The sequence below is a fragment of the Pseudomonas edaphica genome (genome assembly GCF_965277385.1).
GTDB lineage: Bacteria > Pseudomonadota > Gammaproteobacteria > Pseudomonadales > Pseudomonadaceae > Aquipseudomonas > Aquipseudomonas edaphica.
This window is the reverse complement of record NZ_OZ255725.1, coordinates 5,961,748-5,980,957: the sequence shown is the minus strand read 5'-3', so window position 1 is coordinate 5,980,957 and position 19,210 is coordinate 5,961,748. Positions and strand designations below refer to the sequence as shown.

Below are 19,210 nucleotides of genomic sequence, written 5' to 3'. Positions count from 1 at the left end.
CAGGCCTAGACCCAGCCGCCATCCACAATAAAGTTCTGCGCCGAACACATCGCCGAGGCATCGGAGGCGAGAAACAACGCCATATTGGCGATGTGTTCCGGCAGTACGCTGCCGGGCAGGCACTGGCTGCGGCTGATCAGCTCCTTGGCCGCATCATCGACCCACATTGCCAATTGTTTTTCGGTCATGACCCAACCGGGCACCAGGGTATTCACGCGAATATGGTTCGGCCCCAGCTCACGTGCCAGGGCGCGGGTCATGCCATGGGCCGCCGCCTTGCTGGCGGCGTACACCGGGTAGCCAGCAGACGCCATCATCCACCCCACCGAGCCCAGGTTGATGATCGCCCCGCCACCAGCGCGTTTCATCATCGGCACCACGGCCTTGGCAGCAAAGAACGCGTGCTTGAGGTTGACCGCGATCAGCCTGTCGAACATCGCCGAATCGACTTCTTCCAGGGTGTGACGCACATCGTTGGCCGCGTTATTGACCAGTACGGTGATCGGCCCCAACGAGTGCTCAAAGCGTTCGATCGCCGCTTTATAGGCGATTTCATCGGTGATGTCGCAACACACGAACTCAACCTTGTAGCCCTGGGAATGCAGCAGCGCGGCCAGCCGCTCACCCTGGCTTTGCGCCCGGTCCACAAAACCCACCTTGGCGCCCTGCGCGGCGAACGCGCGCACCAGGAATTCGCCGATGCCTGAGGCACCACCGGAAACCAGAACGGTCTTACCCTCAAGGTCGGGGTAAACAGCCTGCTGAGTGGTCATATAAAGGTTGCCTCACTTAATTAGTCTTATTTTATTTTGCAAACAGGCCGTAAAAGGCTATAAATCTGCTGCTGCAACGACAAAATATCGCACATTAGTAGAACTATTCCACTGAAAACAACAAAAGGAAGTTCGACCATGAAGCACCCTCGTCACCTGCTTTCCGGCCTCGCCTTGTCCCTGCTGATTGCCAGCGGCGGCGCCCAGGCTGCGGGCCTCACCAGCGAACACAAACCCTTCGGTAAAACCAATGACGGCACCGCCGTCGAGCAGTACATCTTGCGCAACAGCCACGGCATGCAAGCCACGGTGATCACCTACGGCGGCGTGTTGCAGTCACTGCACGTGCCGGATAAAAACGGCAAGGTCGATGACGTGGTACTGGGTTTTGATGACGTGCAGGGCTATCAGAGCGGCACGGCATTTTTTGGCGCGACCATCGGGCGCTTCGGCAACCGCCTGGCGGGCGGTGCGTTTGAGCTTGATGGCAAGCGCTATCAGGTGCCGCTCAACGACGGGCCAAATTCGCTGCACGGCGGCGCCCAGGGGTTTGACAAGCACGTTTGGCGAGCCGAACCCGTCAAGGGCAAGGACTCGGTCGGCGTCAAGCTCAGCTACCTGTCCAAGGACGGTGAAATGGGCTTCCCTGGCAACCTTAAAACCGAGGTCACCTACAGCCTCAACGATAACAACGAACTGCATATCGACTACAAAGCCAGCACCGACAAACCCACCGTGCTCAACCTCACCAACCACAGCTATTTCAACCTGGCGGGCGCGGGCAATGGCGACATTCTCAAGCAGGTCGCGACCTTGCATGCCAGCCATTACACACCGGTGAATGCCACCCTGATTCCGACCGGCGAGCTGGCACCGGTCAAGGGCACGCCGATGGACTTTCTCAAACCCACGCCGATCGGCCAGCATATCAAGGACGAGCATCCGCAGCTCAAATTTGCCGAGCCGAAACAAGGCGGGTTTGACTTCAACTGGGCGCTCGACACCCAGGGCGATATCAAGCAACTCGCCGCCGAAGTACACGACCCTGCGTCTGGCCGGCGTTTGAAGCTCTACACCAGCGAGCCTGGGGTGCAGTTCTACACCAGCAACTTCCTCGATGGCACGGTGAAGGGCAAAGCAGGCAAGACGTATCAGCACTGGAGTGCTTTTACCCTCGAGACTCAGCATTTTCCTGATGCGCCCAACCAGCCCAAGTTTGCTTCGACTCGGTTGAATCCTGGGCAGACTTATAGCCAGAACACTGTGCTCAAGTTTTCTGCCGACTGAGTGTTGGTGCAACCGGGGTGTGGACGCCGCCGTTTTCCTTGTGACCGGGGGGATACCGGGGCGGTTTTAGGTCTGGGGTTGACTCAGGATTGCTGAGTACATATCCGTTATTTAGGTAACGGCCGCCTATGGTTCCGCTCTTACAGCGGGTCACTTTTGCAAGGACGCAAAAGTAACCAAAAGGTCCTCGCCCCAACACTCGGTGCCTCGCTATGGCTCGGCATGCCCGCAATCCGACAGTGATTTGGGGGGCCGCCGCGATGGGCCATCCTTGGCCCAGCGCGGCTAAACCGGCATCCCTGCCGGTTTACCCCCCAAATCCCTGTCAGATTCCGGCCATCGTGTTTAACGGGGCGATTTCAGATCAAGATCAAAAGCGCAGATCAAAAGACCGCTGACTTCGTCATCGAAAAGGATGTAAGAGCCGGAGCAACAGCAACAGCAACAGCAACAGCAACAGCAACAGCAACAGCAACAGCAACAGCAACAGCAACAGCAACAGCAACAGCAACAGCAACAGCAACAGCAACAGCAACAGCAGAGCCATACTCGGTCAAAGGTGGGAGCTGGCTTGCCTGCGATAGCATCAACTCGGTGTGCCTGATGTACCGAGGTGTCTGCATCGCAGGCAAGCCAGCTCCCACAGAAAAGCAGATCCCAAGTGTATGCAAATCCGCTTTTCGCTTTTGATCTAACCACTCAGGTCGGCTTTCAGGCCGCCGTGCTGTAGATCTTGATCTTGATCTGCTTTTGATCTCAGGCGCCCCGTTAACCACGATGGCCGAACGCAGGCTTGAATCCGTGGGTAACCCGGCAGGACGCCGGGTTAGCCGCGCTGGGCCAAGGATGGCCCATCGCGGCGGCCCACGGATTCAAGCCGGAGTGAGGGCATGCCGAGCCTAAGCGAGGCACCGAGTGGTGGGGCGAAGACCTTTTGGTTACTTTTGGGGCGTTTGCCAAAAGTGACCCGCCGTAAGGGCGGAACCCTAAGTAGCCGTTACCGCAGCAACGGATATGTACTCCGTCCGATCCCCCCCCGCCAAGCCTACCTCACTGCCACAACCCAATCTTCGTCAGCTCTTGCTTGAAGTTCTCCCGTGTAATCAGCGTCACCTCGTCCATCGCCGTGTACTTGGGCGGCTCCGTCCCCTTGGTGACCCACTCATACATCATCAGCGCCGTGTTGTAGCCCTCGATATGCGGGCTAGGCAGCATCGAACCGAAAAATCCACTGTCAGCCTTTTTCAGTTCGCCAATGGCATCCGTACCATTGATGCCGATACCAATCACATTGGCCGCGGCAAAACCGGCCGTTTCGGTTGCGCGCACGCCACCGAGCACCGTGTTGTCGTTCATACCGCCGATAATCAGGTTCTTGGCACCGCTGGGCAGCTTGACCAGTGCCGAGTTGGTGGCGTCCATACTGCCCGGTACATCGAGCGTCTTGGCCGCGGTGAACAGAATGTGGTCTTTAGGAAAACCGGCATCTTCCAGGGATTTAACCGAACCGTCAGTGCGTTTTTTACCCGTGTCGAGTTCGTTAAAGGTGTTGATCACCGCATAGGTGTCCTTCCAATCCCAACCGCGTTTTTTCGCCTCCGCCGCCATCGCCGCGCCCTGCTTCTGGCCCACTTCAAACGCGGCCATGCCCAGGTACGGCACGTCCTCCATGAAGTTGCCCTTGGCATCAACGAAGCGGTCATCCACCGCAATCACTTTCAGGCCGTTGGCCTTTGCCTTGGCAACGATGGCCGGGCCCAGCGACACATCCGGCGGGCAGATCACAAAGCCCTTGGCGCCGTTGGCCGCCAGGCTGTCGATGGCCGAAAGGGTTTTCTCGCCATCCGGCACGGCGATCTTGATCACGGTAAAGCCATGCTCCTTGCCGGCTTTTTCGGCAAACGCCCATTCGGTCTGGAACCACGGCTCTTCAGCCTGCTTGACCAAAAAACCAATCTTCACGGCTTCAGCGGCCTGCAACAGACCGCCCAAGCTCAGGGCCGACACCGCCACAGCGGCGCAGCACAGGGAACGCATACCTCGACGACGATTCATACGGGTGACTCCTTGTTATTGTTTTCAGGTCTTGGGTTTATCCGGCAAAGCGGTGACAGCGTGTGCCCGGCACATCAACTTCGATAGCCAGCACCGCGCCATCCAGCGGGTGATCGAGTGGGCTGGCGGCGCTGGTGATGTAGAGCGTGGTGAGGTGGGGGCCACCGAACACGCAACTGGTGGGGCGGCTGACGGGCAACTCAATAATGCGGTCGACTTCACCCAACGGCGTCAGGCGCAGCAGGCAACTGCCGTCCCAACGGGCGTTCCAGATATAGCCGTCTGCGTCCATCGCCGAGCCGTCCGGGCCGCCACGCTCATGCGGGCCGAACCAGACCTGGGCTGGATCGAGTTGGCCATCGGGTTGGATCGCATGCCGGTACAAGGTGCCGTCCAGGCTGTCGCCAAAATGCACCTGCGCGCCGCCATCGCTCCACACCAAGGTGTTGGGAATGCCCAACCCTTGCAGCAGCGGCGTGACGTGTGCGTTGGCATCGATCCGAAACAGGCCGCCGGAACGCCGCGTAATCGGCAGGTCTTCACCCTGCTCACCAATGTTGTTCTGCATGGTGCCCAACCACAGGCGGCCCTGGGCATCGCAGCGCGCTTCATTGCCACGGTTACCCGGTTGCGGGTCGGCCACGCACAGCAGCGTGAGGGCTTCGGTTTCCAGGTTCAGCCGGTACACGCCGCTGCTCAGCGTCACCAGCGCATCGCCACTTTCACAGGGGATAAACGCCGAGACATGCTCGGGCAACTGCCAGATCTGCAACTGCCCGCCCATCAGGCGCAGCGCCTGTTTGCCGGCGATATTCACCCAATACAGCGCCTGGGTCGGCACATCCCAGAACGGGCCCTCCCCCAACTGCGCACGGTGCGCAGTGACTGCGGTACACGACATAAAACCTCCTGGTGTTACAGCGGGTCGCGCGATGGCGTGCCATCCACCAGCCGCTGGATGCGCAACGGGTTGGCGTTTTTCAACGCGTCGGGCAGCAGGCTATCAGGGTAATTCTGCAAGCACACCGGGCGCAGGAAACGGTCGATCGCCAGGGTGCCGACCGAGGTGCCACGGGCATCGGAAGTGGCCGGGTACGGGCCGCCGTGAACCATCGAATCACAGACCTCCACGCCGGTCGGGTAGCCGTTGAGCAGGATGCGCCCGACTTTCTGTTCCAGCAGCGGCGTCAGTTCAGTGAACTGCTGCAGGTCGGCCGGTTCAGCAATGAGCGTCGCAGTGAGCTGACCATGCAGGCCGTGCAAGGCGTCGCTGAGCTGGGCCTGATCGGCGACCTCGACAAACACCGTGGCAGGGCCGAACACCTCTTCCTGCAACACCTCATCACCGTCGATCAGCAAGCGCACGTCGGCTTTGAACAGCTGCGGCTGCGCCTGACTGCCCACTTGAGCGCTGCCCGCCAGGTGTTGGATGCCGGGGTGCGCCAAGAGTTTTTCCAAGCCTTTGCCATAACTGCCGAGGGTGCCGGTATTGAGCATGGTTTGCGCCGGCTGTTCACCGATCAGTTGCGCCACCTGTTGGGTAAACGCGGTGAACTGTGGCGAGGCAATACCGATCACCAGGCCAGGGTTGGTGCAGAACTGGCCACAGCCTTGCACCACCGAGGCAGTGAGGTCGCGGGCGATGGTCGCGGCCCTGGCGTGCAAGGCCTGGGGCAGCACAATCACCGGGTTGATGCTCGACATCTCGGCAAATACCGGGATCGGCTGCGGGCGTGCCGCCGCCATATCACACAAGGCACGGCCGCCCTTGAGCGAGCCGGTAAAACCCACGGCCTGGATCGACGGGTGCTTGACCAGCGCCTCACCGACGCCGCCACCGAAGATCATGTTGAACACACCCGCCGGCATCTCGGTGGCCTCGGCCGCCCGGATGATTGCATCGGCCACCCGCTCGGCCGTCGCCATATGCCCGCTGTGGGCCTTGAACACCACGGGGCAGCCGGCTGCCAGTGCGGCAGCGGTGTCGCCGCCGGCGGTGGAAAATGCCAGGGGAAAGTTGCTCGCACCAAACACCGCCACCGGGCCGAGGCCGATGCGGTATTGGCGCAGGTCCGGGCGCGGCAGGGGTTGGCGCTCGGGCAAGGCTCTGTCGATACGCGCGCCGTAAAAATCACCACGACGCAATACCGTAGCGAACAGGCGCATCTGGCCGCTGGTGCGCCCGCGCTCGCCTTTGATGCGCGCAGCAGGTAATGCCGTTTCGCGGCACACCAACTCGATAAATTCATCCCCCAGCGCATCCAGCTCATCGGCCACCGCCTCCAGGAACTGCGCCCGCCGCGATGCACTTAATGCCCGGTACGCGGGATAGGCGGCAGCGGCGGCCTTGGCGGCGGCATCCACCTCGGCGGGCGTGGCCTGATAGAAATCCTGAGGCAAGGCCTCGCCGGTGCTGGCGTCGACGCTTTTCAGGGTGATGCTGCCCTGGGCGCTGCGCTGGCCGCCGATGTAGTTGTGGCCGAGAAACGGATTCATGCTGATCTCCTTAAAGGCTGATGACAGTGCCAGGTGCGAACGCCGCCTCGGCGCTGCCGACCTGATTGACCAGCGGCGCGCCGAACTCGGCCTGGCTGATCTCGAACACATCCCCCGGCTGGGTACGTATACCGTCGGCGAATGACAAGGTGGCGGTGCCGAAGAAATGAATGTGCACGTCGCCCGGGGTCAGGAACTGGCTGTATTTGAAATGGTGGTACTCGAGGTTTTCCAGGCTGTGGCACATGTTCGCCTCGCCACTGAGAAATTCGCTTTCCCATATCACTTGACCGTCTCGGCGGATGCGGCTGGTGCCGGCCAGATGCTCGGGCAACTCACCCACACGCAACTCCGGACCATAGCTGCAACTGCGCAACTTGGAATGGGCCAGGTACAGGTAATTCTTGCGCTCCATGACGTGGTCGGAGAACTCGTTGCCCACCGCAAAACCCAGGCGGTAGGGTTTGCTGTCACGGCCGATCACGTACAACCCGCCGATTTCCGGCTCTTCACCGGCGTCTTCAGCAAAGGGTGGCACCGGGAACGCCTGGCCTGGGCGCACGACAATATTGCCATCGCCCTTATAGAACCATTCCGGTTGCACGCCGGCCTGGCCGGCCGGCGGTTTGCCGCCCTCCACGCCCCATTTGAAGATACGCATGGTGTCGGTCAAGGCACTGTCGTCACCGGCCTGATGCATTTTATCGCGGGCCGAGGCGCTGCCCAGATGCGTGAGGCCAGTACCGCTGATCAGCATGTGCGCGGGGTCGGGATGGTCGAGCGGCGGCAGGACTTTGAGGTCCGCCAACAGCGCGGCGTAGTCGTAACTGTCGCCCAGCCCGAGGCTGTCGACCTGTTGCGCCAGGCCCACACCGGCATCGATGGCGGCCAGCGCCAACTCACGCACGCTGCGCGCGGTGTGCACTTCGCGCAGTGTGTTGCCTTGCACCACGCCGACACGACGCTCACCGTTACGCAATTCGAACTGAACTAAACGCATCAAACTTCTCCAGGATTAAGTACGTGTGGCGCCTCGGGCGCTGGCGGCAAACTGGTCGGCGGGCAGCACATGCTTGCGCTCCAGCACGCGGTACACCACAGCGGTCAAGACCAGCCCGAACACCATGACGCCAGCCAAAAAATACAGGCCCGAAGCCAGGTTGCCGGTGTATTCCTTGAGCGCGCCGATCACGAACGGGCCGATATAGCCGCCCAGGTTGCCCACCGAGTTAATCAAGGCAATGCCCGCCGCCGCACTGGCGCCGGCAAAGAACCGCCCCGGCAAGGTCCAGAACACCGCCGTGCAGGAAAACAAGGCGAATGCCGCCAGGCACAGCGCCGCCATTTGCAGCACCGGCATACTCAGCCAGGCGCTGCAAAACAAGCCGATGGCGCCGAGCACATAGAGCACGGCAAGGTGGCCATAACGATCGTTCAAACGGTCGGAACTGCGCGGGATGATCAGCAGCCCGATGATGCCGAAAATGTAGGGTACCGCCGAGATAAAGCCGGTCACCAAGTCAGTGCCGCCGAACTGTTTGATCAAGGTCGGCAACCACAGGCCCAAGCCATAGATGCTCAAGGTCACCGGCAGATAGAACAGCGCCAGCAACAACACGCGCTTGTCCTTGAGGGCATGCAGCGGGTTGCCGTGGCGGGTCTGGCCGTAGGCTTGCAGGTCTTTGGCCAACTCAGCGGTCAGCCAGGCTTTTTCGTCTTCGCTCATCCAGTTGACCTGCTTGGGGCCGTCCGGCAGAAAGCGCAGCACCGGCCAGGTCAGCAGCAACGCCGGCGTGCCGATCACGATAAACAGCCATTGCCAGCCGTGCAGACCAAGGATGCCGTCCATGCCCAGCAGGCCGCCGGACACGGGCCCGGTGATCATCATGGCAATCGGCTGGGAGAGGATAAACAGCCCCAGGATCTTGCCGCGATGGCGCACCGGGAACCACTGGGTGATGTAGTACAGCACGCCCGGAAAGAACCCGGCTTCGGCCGCGCCAAGCAGAAAGCGCATCACATAGAAACTGTGCGGCCCCTGCACAAAGGCCATACCAATGGTGATGGCGCCCCAGGTGAGCATGATCCGTGCAAACCAGCGCCGCGCGCCGAAGCGGTCGAGCATCAGGTTGCTGGGGATTTCAAACAGGAAGTAGCCAATAAAAAACAACCCCGCCCCCAGACCATAGGCGGCATCGCCGATGCCGACGTCGGCGCCCATGTGCAGTTTGGCAAACCCCACCGCCGAGCGGTCCACGTAGGCGATCAGGTACAGCAGGATCAGGAAGGGAATCAGTTTCAGCGTGATACGCCGAACAAGCCGCAATTCCTGGCTCATGGGGTCGATCTCCGATTGTTGTTTTTATAGAAGCTCGGGGGCTGCCTCTCGCGAAAATCCGCCAGGGTCAAACCTCAATTAAGCTGGACTATATAGTATGACTATTTGCAAAACAACACTTCCAAAGCTGCGTTTTTGCGCTTATGTTTAAGCAAATATAGAACATATAGTCATACAATAAGAGAGTCGATCATGCCTGATAAAAAGCCCGCCCTACGCTCCGCCCAGTGGTTTGGCACCGCCGACAAGAACGGTTTCATGTACCGCAGCTGGATGAAGAACCAGGGCATTGCCGACCATCAGTTCCATGGCAAACCGATCATTGGCATTTGCAACACCTGGTCGGAACTGACCCCATGCAACGCGCATTTCCGCCAGATCGCCGAGCACGTCAAACGCGGTGTGATCGAGGCCGGTGGTTTCCCGGTGGAATTCCCGGTGTTCTCCAATGGCGAATCCAACCTGCGCCCCACCGCCATGCTCACCCGCAACCTGGCGAGCATGGATGTAGAGGAAGCCATTCGCGGCAACCCCATCGACGGCGTGGTGCTGCTCACCGGCTGCGACAAAACCACCCCGGCGCTGCTGATGGGCGCGGCCAGTTGTGACGTGCCGGCCATCGTGGTCACCGGCGGGCCGATGCTCAACGGCAAGCACAAGGGCCAGGACATCGGCTCGGGTACGGTGGTGTGGCAACTGAGCGAGCAGGTCAAGGCCGGCACCATCACCCTTGACGATTTCCTTGCGGCCGAAGGCGGCATGTCGCGCTCGGCGGGCACCTGCAACACCATGGGCACTGCGTCGACCATGGCCTGCATGGCCGAAGCACTCGGCACTTCCCTGCCCCACAACGCGGCGATTCCGGCGGTGGATGCGCGGCGCTATGTGCTGGCGCATATGTCTGGCATGCGCGCGGTCGAGATGGTGCGTGAGGATTTGAAACTGTCGAAAATCCTTACCAAGGAGGCGTTTGAAAACGCGATCCGGGTGAATGCGGCCATCGGCGGTTCGACCAACGCGGTGATCCACCTTAAAGCCATCGCCGGGCGTATCGGTGTCGAGCTCGACCTCGACGATTGGACCCGCATGGGCCGTGGCGTGCCGACCATCGTCGACCTGCAGCCGTCAGGTCGTTTCCTGATGGAAGAGTTCTACTACGCCGGCGGCCTGCCGGCCGTGCTGCGGCGCCTGGGCGAAGCCAACCTGATCCCGCATCCGAATGCCTTGACGGTCAATGGCAAGTCGTTGGGCGAGAACACCCAGGACTCGCCGATCTACGGCCAGGATGAGGTGATCCGCACCCTCGATAACCCGATCCGCGCCGATGGCGGTATTTGCGTATTGCGCGGCAACCTGGCGCCGCTGGGCGCCGTGCTCAAGCCTTCCGCCGCCAGCCCCGAGTTGATGCAGCACCGTGGCCGCGCGGTGGTGTTCGAGAACTTCGACATGTACAAGGCACGCATCAATGACCCGGCGCTGGACGTGGATGCCAACTCGATTCTGGTCATGAAAAACTGTGGCCCCAAGGGTTACCCCGGCATGGCCGAAGTCGGCAACATGGGCCTGCCCGCCAAGCTGCTGGCCCAGGGCGTGACTGACATGGTGCGCATTTCCGATGCACGCATGAGCGGCACCGCCTACGGCACGGTGGTGCTGCACGTGGCACCGGAAGCTGCCGCCGGTGGGCCGCTGGCCACGGTGCAGGAAGGTGACTGGATCGAGCTCGACTGCGCCAACGGCCGGTTGCACCTGGATATCCCCGACGCCGAACTGGCGGCGCGCATGGCTGACCTTGCGCCAGCGCAAAACCTGATCGTCGGCGGCTACCGCCAGCTGTATATCGATCACGTGCTGCAGGCCGATCAAGGCTGCGACTTCGACTTCCTGGTGGGCTGCCGTGGCGCTGAAGTCCCCCGGCATTCCCACTAATTGGGATGCTATGATGCCGCGAACCTAAGCCAGAGCCTCCCCGTCGTTATGGATCACCAGCCGCCCAAGCCGCGCAAGAGCCAGCATGCCCAGATCGTTCAGGACTTGGGCATGCACATCGTTTCCGGTCGCTTCAAGCCCGAAGAACGCCTGCCCATGGAAGCCACGCTGTGCGAGGAATACCAGGTCAGCCGCTCGGTGTTGCGTGAAGCGACCCGCGTGCTCAGCGCCAAGGGCCTGGTGTACTCCAAACCACGGGTGGGCGCGGTGGTGCGTCCACGGGTGAAATGGCATTTGCTTGACCCGGACGTGCTGTCCTGGCTGATGCAGTCCACGCCCCACAGCGAATTCTTCAACACCCTGGCCGGCGTGCGGCGCATCCTCGAACCGGAAATCGCCGCCATGGCCGCGACCACGGCCACCGCCGAAGACATCGCCACCATCGAAACCGCCTACCGGGGCATGGAAACCGCCAAGACCCACGATGACCTGCTGCAGGCCGACCTGGACTTCCACCGCGCCATCGCCGACGCGACCCGCAACGACTTGCTCGCCTACATGTGCAACATGCTGTCGTTGCCGCTGCGCGAGTCGATCAACATCACCAACCGCCGTCCTGACATCCAGGGCCTGAGCCTGCCCCGCCACAAAGCGATCCTCACCGCCATCCAGAACCGTGACGCCCTCGGCGCCCGGCACGCCTCGCTGGTGCAACTGGATGACACGCGGGTGGCGCTGGACACGGTGATGAACGTGCTCACGCCGCTGTAAATTGATCGTCTACGCTCAGGGAGTCAGTTCGAGGAACCGGCCATGTGCGGACGACTTTCGCAGTACCGCGGTATTCATGACTTTGTGGCGGCGCTGAGCATGCCCAATGCGCTGGCCAATAGCGTGGGCGACCAGCCGCTTGAGCGCTACAACGTGGCGCCGACCACCCCCGTGGCGTTACTGCACCTGGACAATGATCTTTTGCACGCTGACCCGGTGCGTTGGGGCTGGCGCCCGCACTGGAGCAAAGAACGCCTGCTGGCGATCAACGCGCGTGTCGAGAAGGTCGCGCACGGCGCGTTCTTTCGCGCGATCTGGCCGCATCGCGCAATTGCGCCGGTGGACAACTGGTTTGAATGGGTGGATGAAGGCGGCGCGAAAAAACAGCCTTACCTGATTCGTCGCCGCGACGGCGCGCCGGTATTCTGTGCCGCCATAGGCCAACTGCCCGACGCCGATGAGGGCGCGCACGCGCACGATGGCTTCGTGATCATCACCGCCGACAGCGCCGGTGGCATGGTCGATATCCACGACCGCAGGCCGGTGGTATTCACCCCTGAGCTGGCCCGTGAGTGGCTGGACCCGGCCACCTCCCGAAGTCGCGCCGAGCAGATGGTGCTGTTGCAGGGCGACCCGGCAGACGTGTTCGAATGGTTCAAGGTCGACAGTGCCGTGGGCAACACACGCAACCATGGGCGAGCGTTGATCCAGCCGCGCTGAGCACTCATTGGGCGACTGCGCACCCGTGCGGATTAATCGGCCTGCCCTCCAGATAGGCCCGGTCCTTGCCATTTTGCTTGGCGCCATACAGGTTGCGGTCAGCGTCCTTAAGCACTGCCGACATCTCGTCCCCCGCCGAAAACCGCGCCATTCCCGCGCTGCACGTGTAATTGTGCGGCGCCGCCACACTGTGCCGGATAGCCTGCAACAAATCCCGTGCGAACTCACAGGCGACAGCCGGGTCGTCGCCCAACAGCAGCACGCCGAATTCTTCGCCGCCGATCCTGCCGAAACTGTGGCTGCCTTTGGCGGTTTTCAGGCAGGTGGCCATGGCACAAAGAATGCTGTCGCCCACATCGTGGCCATACCGGTCATTTTTGAGTTTGAAACTGTCGATATCCAACATCATGAAATAGCCGCTGTGGCCGCTGGCGATCAACGCGTCAAAGCCCTGCATGAAGGCGCGCCGGTTGAGAATGGAGGTCAGGTAATCCGTCTCTGCCAGCTCGCGAAACTCACTTTCTACCAGCAACACCGAGCGCAGGTTCTTCAAATAGGAAAAACTCAGGATAAAACCGATGGCCACCGACGCGACGCAAAAAATATACAGATAGACCTGGGCATCGCCGTAAATGTCCGCCTGGATGCACGGCCATAAAATCAACCAGACCAACGTGGCGCAGACCAGATAATCCTGCACACTGATAAACAGGATGGCGCTGCTGATCACCAGGATAACCGCCAGCGGCAAGCCAAACAGGCGCAACTCTCCATGCGCGCTGATGACATAGGCAAACCCCACGGACAGTAGCACGACATACACAACCCCGAGCGCACGCCACAGGTAAAAGTGGGGGGTCATATGGTGCAGTCGACACACCGCCATCAGGCACAGGCTGATCGCCACCAGATATATATCCAGCTGCATGTCCGGATGAATCAACAACACCCCGAGCCAGGCAATAATCCCGATTAACTCGGCCTGGGTGACCGCTGGCGACAGTAACCGGCGCATCCGTGGCCTTAACTTCAAATTAGCAGGCATCCCTTTCCCCTCTTTCAACCGCGTGCAGGCCAACCGCAAATGAAAACGCCATAAACCGTCTTACCAGGCAAACAAAAGCCGGCAGCACTTCCAGCTGTTTTTTCGCATGCACTTTGAAATAGCCCTTCTCGACACCCTCCCGGACCATTCTAATAATATGGGTTTTTGATACCGACAGCTGCTGGGCGAGCGCAAGATAAGATGACGATTTGAAGGTCATGCGCTCGTTTTCCGGTGAAAAGGCATCGTTATATATCGCCAGCATCAACAAATGGCCTGCATCTTTCTTCACCAGCCAAAAACAGTCGGGCAGCAACACATCAACGGTCATTTCGTCGGCCAGGATCTGAGCGAAGCCTTTGAAATAAAGGGCTAGAAAACTGCGGTCGTCCATCTCGCGCATTGTGCGAAAACGCTCCTTCTCAGGGCACATCAGCGCCAGTGAGTCGGTAATGGACGTCAGCATCAGCCGCACTTCCCGGCAGGCTTCATCCGAGGGCGCATACACCCTGAACCGGCTGTCCTCCGGGTGTGCGTCGACCACCATGAACCCCAGCGCCCGAAACAGCAGGAAGATCGACTCCAGGCTGTTTCTTGAGCAATACCCCCGCGCCACACAAAAGGCTTTCACCTCGCAAAGCAAGGCTGTCGGTTTGGAAAAGTACTCGCTGAACAGTGCAAATGAGACCATCAAACGGCTGTATTTCATTGCACTTTTGTAGAAAAACGGGCGTTTCGAGTAAGGGCCAAGAAGCACCTGATAATGTGCCCGAATACAAGATTCAAAGTCCTCATGACGTTCAAGTGCTTGTGCAGTATTACCGATATCCAACTTTAACGAACTGACACGCATGAAAGAACCCTGATCAACCAACTTCATCCCACTGATCTAGACTACAAAGTTCACGTAGTCAGGTCCCAAAACAAATCACGTCGTAAAACGGCCCCTGATGGCGCTTTGCCTTTGGGGTCAATGTACAGTGATTGCCGCGTGGCACAGCATCATTACCAAAGTTGTTCCAACTGCACTTCCTGGGCTATTTGCTAACGCGCAAGCGGTGAACTTGCTTGAAATAGCAGTGCAAAGATTGCGTGTGAAGCAGAGCCAATAAATGGCGCCAGAAATATGACCGCGAACCTTTCACCGCCCCCGGGCGTCCGAGCTAGGGTATTTATTGCCCATTGCTCGCCGTGAGGTCCTCGCTTGAAAGCCGCCATCATCAAAAAGTACCGCCTGATTATCAAAACCATGGGCTATGTGGGTTGGGCCTTGTTCTGGCTGTTGTTGTGGGATGTGGCCGTCACGGTCGATTTCATGTTGTTCCTGACCACCAAGATCAACTTGCCGCTGATGCCGCTGACCCTGCTGGGGTCGGCGCTGGTGGTGTTGATCAGCTTTCGTAACAGCAGTGCCTATAACCGCTGGTGGGAAGCACGCACGTTGTGGGGCGCGATGGTGAATAACTCGCGCAGTTTCGCCCGCCAGGTGCTGACACTGCTGGATGACCCCGAGGGCGAGGTAAACCCGGTCAAGGCCACCCTGTTGCGCCGCCATGTGGCCTATGTGAATTGCCTGGCGGCGCACCTCAAGGGCCGCCCGTGCCCGGATGAAGTACGTGCGTTTATCCCCGCCGAAGAGTTTGCGCGCAATGGCGCCACCAACAACTTTGCCAATGACATCCTCACCGGATCAGCGACGTTATTGGCCCGCGAATACAAGGCCGGGCACATGGACAGTATTCGCCTGGCGCGACTGGAGTCGACCCTGGTAGACCTGTCCAACGCCCAGGGCGGCATGGAACGTATCGCCAATACGCCGCTGCCCTACCCTTACGTATATTTCCCTCGGCTGTTTATCTCGCTGTTTTGCCTGATCGTACCAGTGGGCCTGGTGGAGTCCCTGGGCTGGTTCACCCCGCTGGCGTCAACGGTAGTGGGGTTTATGCTGCTGGCGATCGAACGCATCGGCACCGACCTGCAAAGCCCGTTTCATTCCAGCGAACATCAGATCCAGATGGAAACCATCTGCGAAACCATCGAGAAGAACCTGCAGTCGATGCAGCGGGATGCGCTGGCTTAAGCCCAGGGTGCTTTTAATTCAAGAACCTATCATTTTTACCAGTGCCCCTGACGCGCGGTTTTGACTAGCCTGTAGCGCATCTATCCAAGGAGGCACACAGCATGCAGGTTCGCGAAGGTTATGCCGATTTCCGTGGCTACCGGACATGGTTCCGGGTCACTGGCGATTTGAGTTCCGGGCGCTTGCCCTTGATCGTCGCGCACGGCGGCCCCGGCTGCACCCATGACTACGTCGACAGTTTCAAGGACCTGGCCGACACAGGGCGCGCGGTGGTGCACTACGACCAGTTGGGCAATGGCCGCTCCACTCACCTGCGCGACGCATCTGCTGACTTCTGGAACGTGGCGTTGTTCCTGGCGGAACTGGACAACCTGATCGAGCATTTGGACATCAGCGACTACGCGCTGCTGGGCCAGTCCTGGGGCGGCATGCTTGGGGCTGAACACGCGGTACGCCAACCCGCCGGCTTAAAGGCATTGATCATCGCCAATTCGCCCGCCTCCATGGACCTGTGGTGCGCCGCCGCGAATGAGCTGCGCCAGGCATTGCCCACCGAAGTGCAGGCCACCCTGCTGCGCCATGAGGCGGCAGGCACCACTGACAGCGCCGAGTACCGCGCAGCCTCGGATGTGTATTACGCCCGCCACGTCTGCCGCGTCCAGCCGGAGCCCGCCGAAGTGCTGCGCACCAATGCCGCCATCGAAGACGACCCGACCGTTTATCACACCATGAACGGCCCCACTGAATTCCACGTGATCGGCAGCCTGCGCAACTGGAGCATCATCGAGCGACTGCCACGCATCCAGGTGCCGACGTTGTTGATCTCCGGGCGCTTTGATGAAGCCACACCCGCCACGGTACAGCCGTTTGCCGATGGCATCCGCGACGTGCGCTGGCAGATTTTTGAGCAGTCGAGCCATATGCCGCATGTCGAGGAACGTGAGGCGTGCATGGCGTGTGTGGGGGTGTTTCTGGCGCACGTGGAGCAATAGCCAAATTGAGCTTTGTGGCTGACGCTCTACACTAAAGCCAATGTGGAATGGGGCTGGTGTGGGAGCTGGCTTGCCTGCGATGACATCAACTGGGTGTACCTGATGTACCGAGGTGTCTGCATCGCAGGCAAGCCAGCTCCCACAGTTGGTTTTTGTCGCTGGGGACATCTGTGTTCGCATCGGCGCCCTGCGAACCAGGGTTTTGCTGTTGTACCCACATTTGTAAAAGACTATTACGCAGCACAATGTACTAACTGGTTACTTATATTGCTAAAATCGCGTCTTTGCCCTCTCACCTTCGAGTCTGTCGACATGAAAAGAGCATCGCGCGCCGCTGGCGCCTCTAGATTTCTCCTGCTGGGCCTGGGCGTGGTTATCGCCCTGCTCGGCGTAGCGCTGGCTGTGGGCGGCGCCAAGCTGGTCAGCCTGGGCGGTTCCTGGTACTTCCTGGTCGGTGGCGTGGCCATGGCCGTTTCCGGCATGTTGATCGCACGGCGCAAGCCCGCGGGCGCCTGGCTGTTCGCCGCGTTCCTGGTTGGCACCGCCGTGTGGGCGATTGCGGACGTGGGCCTGGTGTACTGGCCGCTGTTCTCGCGGCTGTTCATGTTTGCCGTGATCGGCCTGGTGGTGGCGCTGGTGTATCCGCTGCTGGCCGGCCGACCGGCGCGTGGCGCCTATGGCGTTGCCGCCGTGCTGGCAGTCGGCGTAGCGGTGGCGGCGGGCAATATGTTCGTTGCACACCCAAGCGTTGCGCCCACCGGCAAAGGCCCTGGCGTCACGCCAGTGGCCGCCGCCGATGCGCAGAAGGACTGGGCGCATTACGGGAACACCGAAGGTGGCAGCCGTTTTGCGGCGCTGGATCAGATCAACCGCGACACCGTCAATAAACTCAAAGTGGCGTGGACCTACCACACCGGCGACGTGGCGATCAGCGACGGCAACGGTGCCGAAGACCAACTGACGCCCCTGCAGATCGGCAACAAGGTATTCATCTGCACCCCGCACAACAACCTGATCGCCCTGGATGCCGACACCGGCAAAGAGCTGTGGAAGAACGAAGTCAACGCCAAATCGGCGGTCTGGCAGCGTTGCCGTGGCATGGCGTATTTCGATGCCACTGCGCCGATTGCCCAGCCCACCCAGCCAAACAGCTCGCCGATCATTGCTGCCAGCGTACCGGCCGGCGCGCAATGCCAGCGCCGCTTGCTGACCAACACCATTGATGCACGCCTGATCGCAGTGGATGCCGACACCGGCAAGTTCTGCGAAGACTTCGGCACCCACGGCCAGGTGGACCTCAAGGCCGGCCTGGGCAATGTACCGGACAGCTACTACCAGCTGTCCTCTGCGCCCTTGATCGCCGGCACCACCGTGGTGGTTGGCGGCCGCGTGGCAGATAACGTGCAAACCGATATGCCCGGCGGTGTGATCCGCGGCTTCGACGTGATCAGCGGCCAGATGCGCTGGGCCTTCGACCCGGGCAACCCCGAAGACAAGCAAGCCCCGGCAGCCGGCAGCACTTATGTACGCAGCACGCCGAACAGCTGGGCACCGATGTCTTATGACCCGCTGATGAACACGGTCTTCCTGCCGATGGGCAGCTCGTCCACCGACATCTACGGCGTTGAACGTACCCAACTGAACCACAAATACGGCGCTTCGGTGCTGGCGCTGGACGCCTCCACCGGTGCAGAAAAGTGGGTGTACCAGACCGTCCACAATGACCTGTGGGACTTCGACCTGCCGATGCAGCCGAGCCTGATCGACTTCACCCCGCCGGGCAGCGACAAGGCCGTACCGGCGGTGGTGATCGGCACCAAGGCCGGGCAGATCTATGTGCTCGACCGCGCCACCGGCAAGCCGCTGACCGACGTGAAGGAAGTACCGGTCAAGGCCGCCAACATCCCCAACGAGCCTTACTCGCTGACCCAGCCTAAATCGGTGGGCATGCCGCAGATCGGCGCGCAGACGCTGACCGAATCGGACATGTGGGGCGCCACGCCGTTCGACCAATTGCTGTGCCGTATCGACTTCAAGGGCATGCGCTACGAAGGGTTGTACACCGCACCGGGCACGGATAAATCGCTGAGTTTCCCGGGCTCTCTGGGCGGCATGAACTGGGGCAGTATTTCCACCGACCCGGTGCACGGCTTTATCTTCGTCAATGACATGCGCCTGGGCCTGTGGATCCAGATGGTGCCGTCGCAGAACAAGGCCCAGGCCGCGTCCGGTGGTGAAGCGCTGAACACCGGCATGGGCGCCGTGCCGCTCAAGGGCACGCCGTATGCGGTGAACAAAAACCGCTTCCTGTCCGTGGCTGGCATCCCGTGCCAGGCGCCGCCGTTCGGCACCCTGACCGCCATCGACATGAAGACTCAGCAGATCGCCTGGCAAGTGCCGGTGGGCACTGTTGAGGACACCGGCCCGCTGGGCATCCGCATGCACCTGCCGATCAAGGTCGGCCTGCCGACGCTGGGCGGCACCTTGTCGACCCAGGGCGGGCTGATCTTTATCGCCGGCACCCAGGACTTCTACCTGCGCGCCTTCAACAGCGGCAACGGTGATGAAGTCTGGAAAGCCCGCCTGCCAGTGGGCAGCCAGGGCGGCCCGATGACCTATGTGTCGCCAAAAACCGGTAAGCAATACATCGTCATCACCGCCGGCGGTGCTCGCCAGTCCACTGACCGTGGCGACTACGTAATCGCCTACGCCCTGCCGTAACGC

Annotated in this window: 16 protein-coding genes; 7 read left to right on the top strand and 9 right to left on the bottom strand. The window is 60.7% G+C overall.

The genetic code is table 11. The annotated features are described in order from the left end of the window. Positions 1-5: 5 nt before the first annotated feature. Entirely contained in the window at positions 6-773 is a 768-nt protein-coding gene (locus tag ACQY47_RS27270; RefSeq protein WP_017134567.1) for an SDR family NAD(P)-dependent oxidoreductase, read from the bottom strand. 138 nt (positions 774-911) lie between these two features. Here ACQY47_RS27270 and ACQY47_RS27265 point away from each other — a divergent pair, with 138 nt between their 5' ends. Next, on the top strand, positions 912-2,060 hold the full coding sequence (locus ACQY47_RS27265) for an aldose epimerase family protein (RefSeq protein ID WP_428553517.1): 1,149 nt from the start codon (positions 912-914) through the stop codon (positions 2,058-2,060). A gap of 403 nt (positions 2,061-2,463) precedes the next feature. Here ACQY47_RS27265 and ACQY47_RS27260 read toward each other — a convergent pair whose 3' ends face one another. From ACQY47_RS27260 to ACQY47_RS27235, 6 genes are all read right to left on the bottom strand, one after another. Next, the gene (locus tag ACQY47_RS27260) at positions 2,464-2,607 is read right to left on the bottom strand and encodes a hypothetical protein (RefSeq protein ID WP_428553514.1); all 144 of its coding nucleotides are present in this window, start codon (positions 2,605-2,607) and stop codon (positions 2,464-2,466) included. A gap of 503 nt (positions 2,608-3,110) precedes the next feature. Beyond that, positions 3,111-4,115: a substrate-binding domain-containing protein gene (locus ACQY47_RS27255; protein WP_017136516.1), complete on the bottom strand. Its 1,005-nt coding sequence runs from the start codon at positions 4,113-4,115 to the stop codon at positions 3,111-3,113. A 37-nt stretch (positions 4,116-4,152) separates the two neighbouring features. Next, positions 4,153-5,016 (bottom strand): SMP-30/gluconolactonase/LRE family protein, encoded by an 864-nt coding sequence (locus ACQY47_RS27250; protein ID WP_428553511.1) that lies wholly within the window; start codon positions 5,014-5,016, stop codon positions 4,153-4,155. 14 nt (positions 5,017-5,030) lie between these two features. Continuing rightward, entirely contained in the window at positions 5,031-6,611 is a 1,581-nt protein-coding gene (locus tag ACQY47_RS27245; protein WP_428553508.1) for an aldehyde dehydrogenase (NADP(+)), read from the bottom strand. Between the two features lie 10 nt (positions 6,612-6,621). After that, the gene (gene araD1, locus ACQY47_RS27240) at positions 6,622-7,611 is read right to left on the bottom strand and encodes an AraD1 family protein (RefSeq protein WP_170040157.1); all 990 of its coding nucleotides are present in this window, start codon (positions 7,609-7,611) and stop codon (positions 6,622-6,624) included. Between the two features lie 15 nt (positions 7,612-7,626). Further along, positions 7,627-8,949, bottom strand: coding sequence for an MFS transporter (locus tag ACQY47_RS27235; RefSeq protein WP_099547906.1), 1,323 nt, complete (start codon positions 8,947-8,949; stop codon positions 7,627-7,629). Between the two features lie 192 nt (positions 8,950-9,141). On the opposite strand from ACQY47_RS27235, the gene ACQY47_RS27230 reads away from it, so the two are divergent. The 3 genes from ACQY47_RS27230 to ACQY47_RS27220 are packed head-to-tail and all read left to right on the top strand — an operon-like array spanning position 9,142 to position 12,369. Continuing rightward, the gene (locus tag ACQY47_RS27230) at positions 9,142-10,878 is read left to right on the top strand and encodes an IlvD/Edd family dehydratase (RefSeq protein ID WP_017136520.1); all 1,737 of its coding nucleotides are present in this window, start codon (positions 9,142-9,144) and stop codon (positions 10,876-10,878) included. 48 nt (positions 10,879-10,926) lie between these two features. Further along, the gene (locus ACQY47_RS27225) at positions 10,927-11,649 is read left to right on the top strand and encodes a FadR/GntR family transcriptional regulator (RefSeq protein WP_017136521.1); all 723 of its coding nucleotides are present in this window, start codon (positions 10,927-10,929) and stop codon (positions 11,647-11,649) included. 42 nt (positions 11,650-11,691) lie between these two features. Beyond that, the gene (locus tag ACQY47_RS27220) at positions 11,692-12,369 is read left to right on the top strand and encodes an SOS response-associated peptidase family protein (RefSeq protein ID WP_428553503.1); all 678 of its coding nucleotides are present in this window, start codon (positions 11,692-11,694) and stop codon (positions 12,367-12,369) included. Positions 12,370-12,373: 4 nt separating this feature from the next. Here the strand turns inward: ACQY47_RS27220 and ACQY47_RS27215 are convergent, their stop codons facing one another. Beyond that, entirely contained in the window at positions 12,374-13,414 is a 1,041-nt protein-coding gene (locus tag ACQY47_RS27215) for a GGDEF domain-containing protein (RefSeq protein WP_428553500.1), read from the bottom strand. Further along, complete coding sequence (locus ACQY47_RS27210; RefSeq protein WP_017136524.1) at positions 13,404-14,294, bottom strand: hypothetical protein; 891 nt, start codon at positions 14,292-14,294, stop codon at positions 13,404-13,406. The genes ACQY47_RS27215 and ACQY47_RS27210 overlap by 11 nt, the downstream gene beginning before the upstream one ends. A gap of 324 nt (positions 14,295-14,618) precedes the next feature. Between ACQY47_RS27210 and ACQY47_RS27205 the strand changes: the two genes are divergently transcribed. The 3 genes from ACQY47_RS27205 to ACQY47_RS27195 all read left to right on the top strand — a co-directional run bounded on the left by ACQY47_RS27205 (position 14,619) and on the right by ACQY47_RS27195 (position 19,207). Beyond that, on the top strand, positions 14,619-15,494 hold the full coding sequence (locus tag ACQY47_RS27205; RefSeq protein WP_236447563.1) for a bestrophin family protein: 876 nt from the start codon (positions 14,619-14,621) through the stop codon (positions 15,492-15,494). A 101-nt stretch (positions 15,495-15,595) separates the two neighbouring features. After that, positions 15,596-16,486, top strand: coding sequence for a proline iminopeptidase-family hydrolase (locus ACQY47_RS27200; protein WP_428553495.1), 891 nt, complete (start codon positions 15,596-15,598; stop codon positions 16,484-16,486). A 312-nt stretch (positions 16,487-16,798) separates the two neighbouring features. Continuing rightward, positions 16,799-19,207 carry a glucose/quinate/shikimate family membrane-bound PQQ-dependent dehydrogenase gene (locus ACQY47_RS27195; RefSeq protein ID WP_236462288.1) on the top strand — a complete coding sequence of 803 codons (2,409 nt, stop codon included), beginning with the start codon at positions 16,799-16,801 and terminating at the stop codon, positions 19,205-19,207. The last annotated feature ends 3 nt before the right edge of the window (positions 19,208-19,210 follow it).

Bases quoted from the DNA above. Each gene is read 5' to 3' on its own strand.
- araD1 (WP_170040157.1), bottom strand. From the start codon at position 7,611: ATGCGTTTAGTTCAGTTCGAATTGCGTAACGGTGAGCGTCGTGTCGGC.
- ACQY47_RS27230 (WP_017136520.1), top strand. From the start codon at position 9,142: ATGCCTGATAAAAAGCCCGCCCTACGCTCCGCCCAGTGGTTTGGCACC.
- ACQY47_RS27200 (WP_428553495.1), top strand. From the start codon at position 15,596: ATGCAGGTTCGCGAAGGTTATGCCGATTTCCGTGGCTACCGGACATGG.
- ACQY47_RS27195 (WP_236462288.1), top strand. From the start codon at position 16,799: ATGAAAAGAGCATCGCGCGCCGCTGGCGCCTCTAGATTTCTCCTGCTG.
- ACQY47_RS27225 (WP_017136521.1), top strand. From the start codon at position 10,927: ATGGATCACCAGCCGCCCAAGCCGCGCAAGAGCCAGCATGCCCAGATC.
- ACQY47_RS27215 (WP_428553500.1), bottom strand. From the start codon at position 13,414: ATGCCTGCTAATTTGAAGTTAAGGCCACGGATGCGCCGGTTACTGTCG.
- ACQY47_RS27255 (WP_017136516.1), bottom strand. From the start codon at position 4,115: ATGAATCGTCGTCGAGGTATGCGTTCCCTGTGCTGCGCCGCTGTGGCG.
- ACQY47_RS27265 (WP_428553517.1), top strand. From the start codon at position 912: ATGAAGCACCCTCGTCACCTGCTTTCCGGCCTCGCCTTGTCCCTGCTG.
- ACQY47_RS27270 (WP_017134567.1), bottom strand. From the start codon at position 773: ATGACCACTCAGCAGGCTGTTTACCCCGACCTTGAGGGTAAGACCGTT.
- ACQY47_RS27210 (WP_017136524.1), bottom strand. From the start codon at position 14,294: ATGAAGTTGGTTGATCAGGGTTCTTTCATGCGTGTCAGTTCGTTAAAG.
- ACQY47_RS27260 (WP_428553514.1), bottom strand. From the start codon at position 2,607: ATGGCTCTGCTGTTGCTGTTGCTGTTGCTGTTGCTGTTGCTGTTGCTG.
- ACQY47_RS27220 (WP_428553503.1), top strand. From the start codon at position 11,692: ATGTGCGGACGACTTTCGCAGTACCGCGGTATTCATGACTTTGTGGCG.
- ACQY47_RS27235 (WP_099547906.1), bottom strand. From the start codon at position 8,949: ATGAGCCAGGAATTGCGGCTTGTTCGGCGTATCACGCTGAAACTGATT.
- ACQY47_RS27250 (WP_428553511.1), bottom strand. From the start codon at position 5,016: ATGTCGTGTACCGCAGTCACTGCGCACCGTGCGCAGTTGGGGGAGGGC.
- ACQY47_RS27245 (WP_428553508.1), bottom strand. From the start codon at position 6,611: ATGAATCCGTTTCTCGGCCACAACTACATCGGCGGCCAGCGCAGCGCC.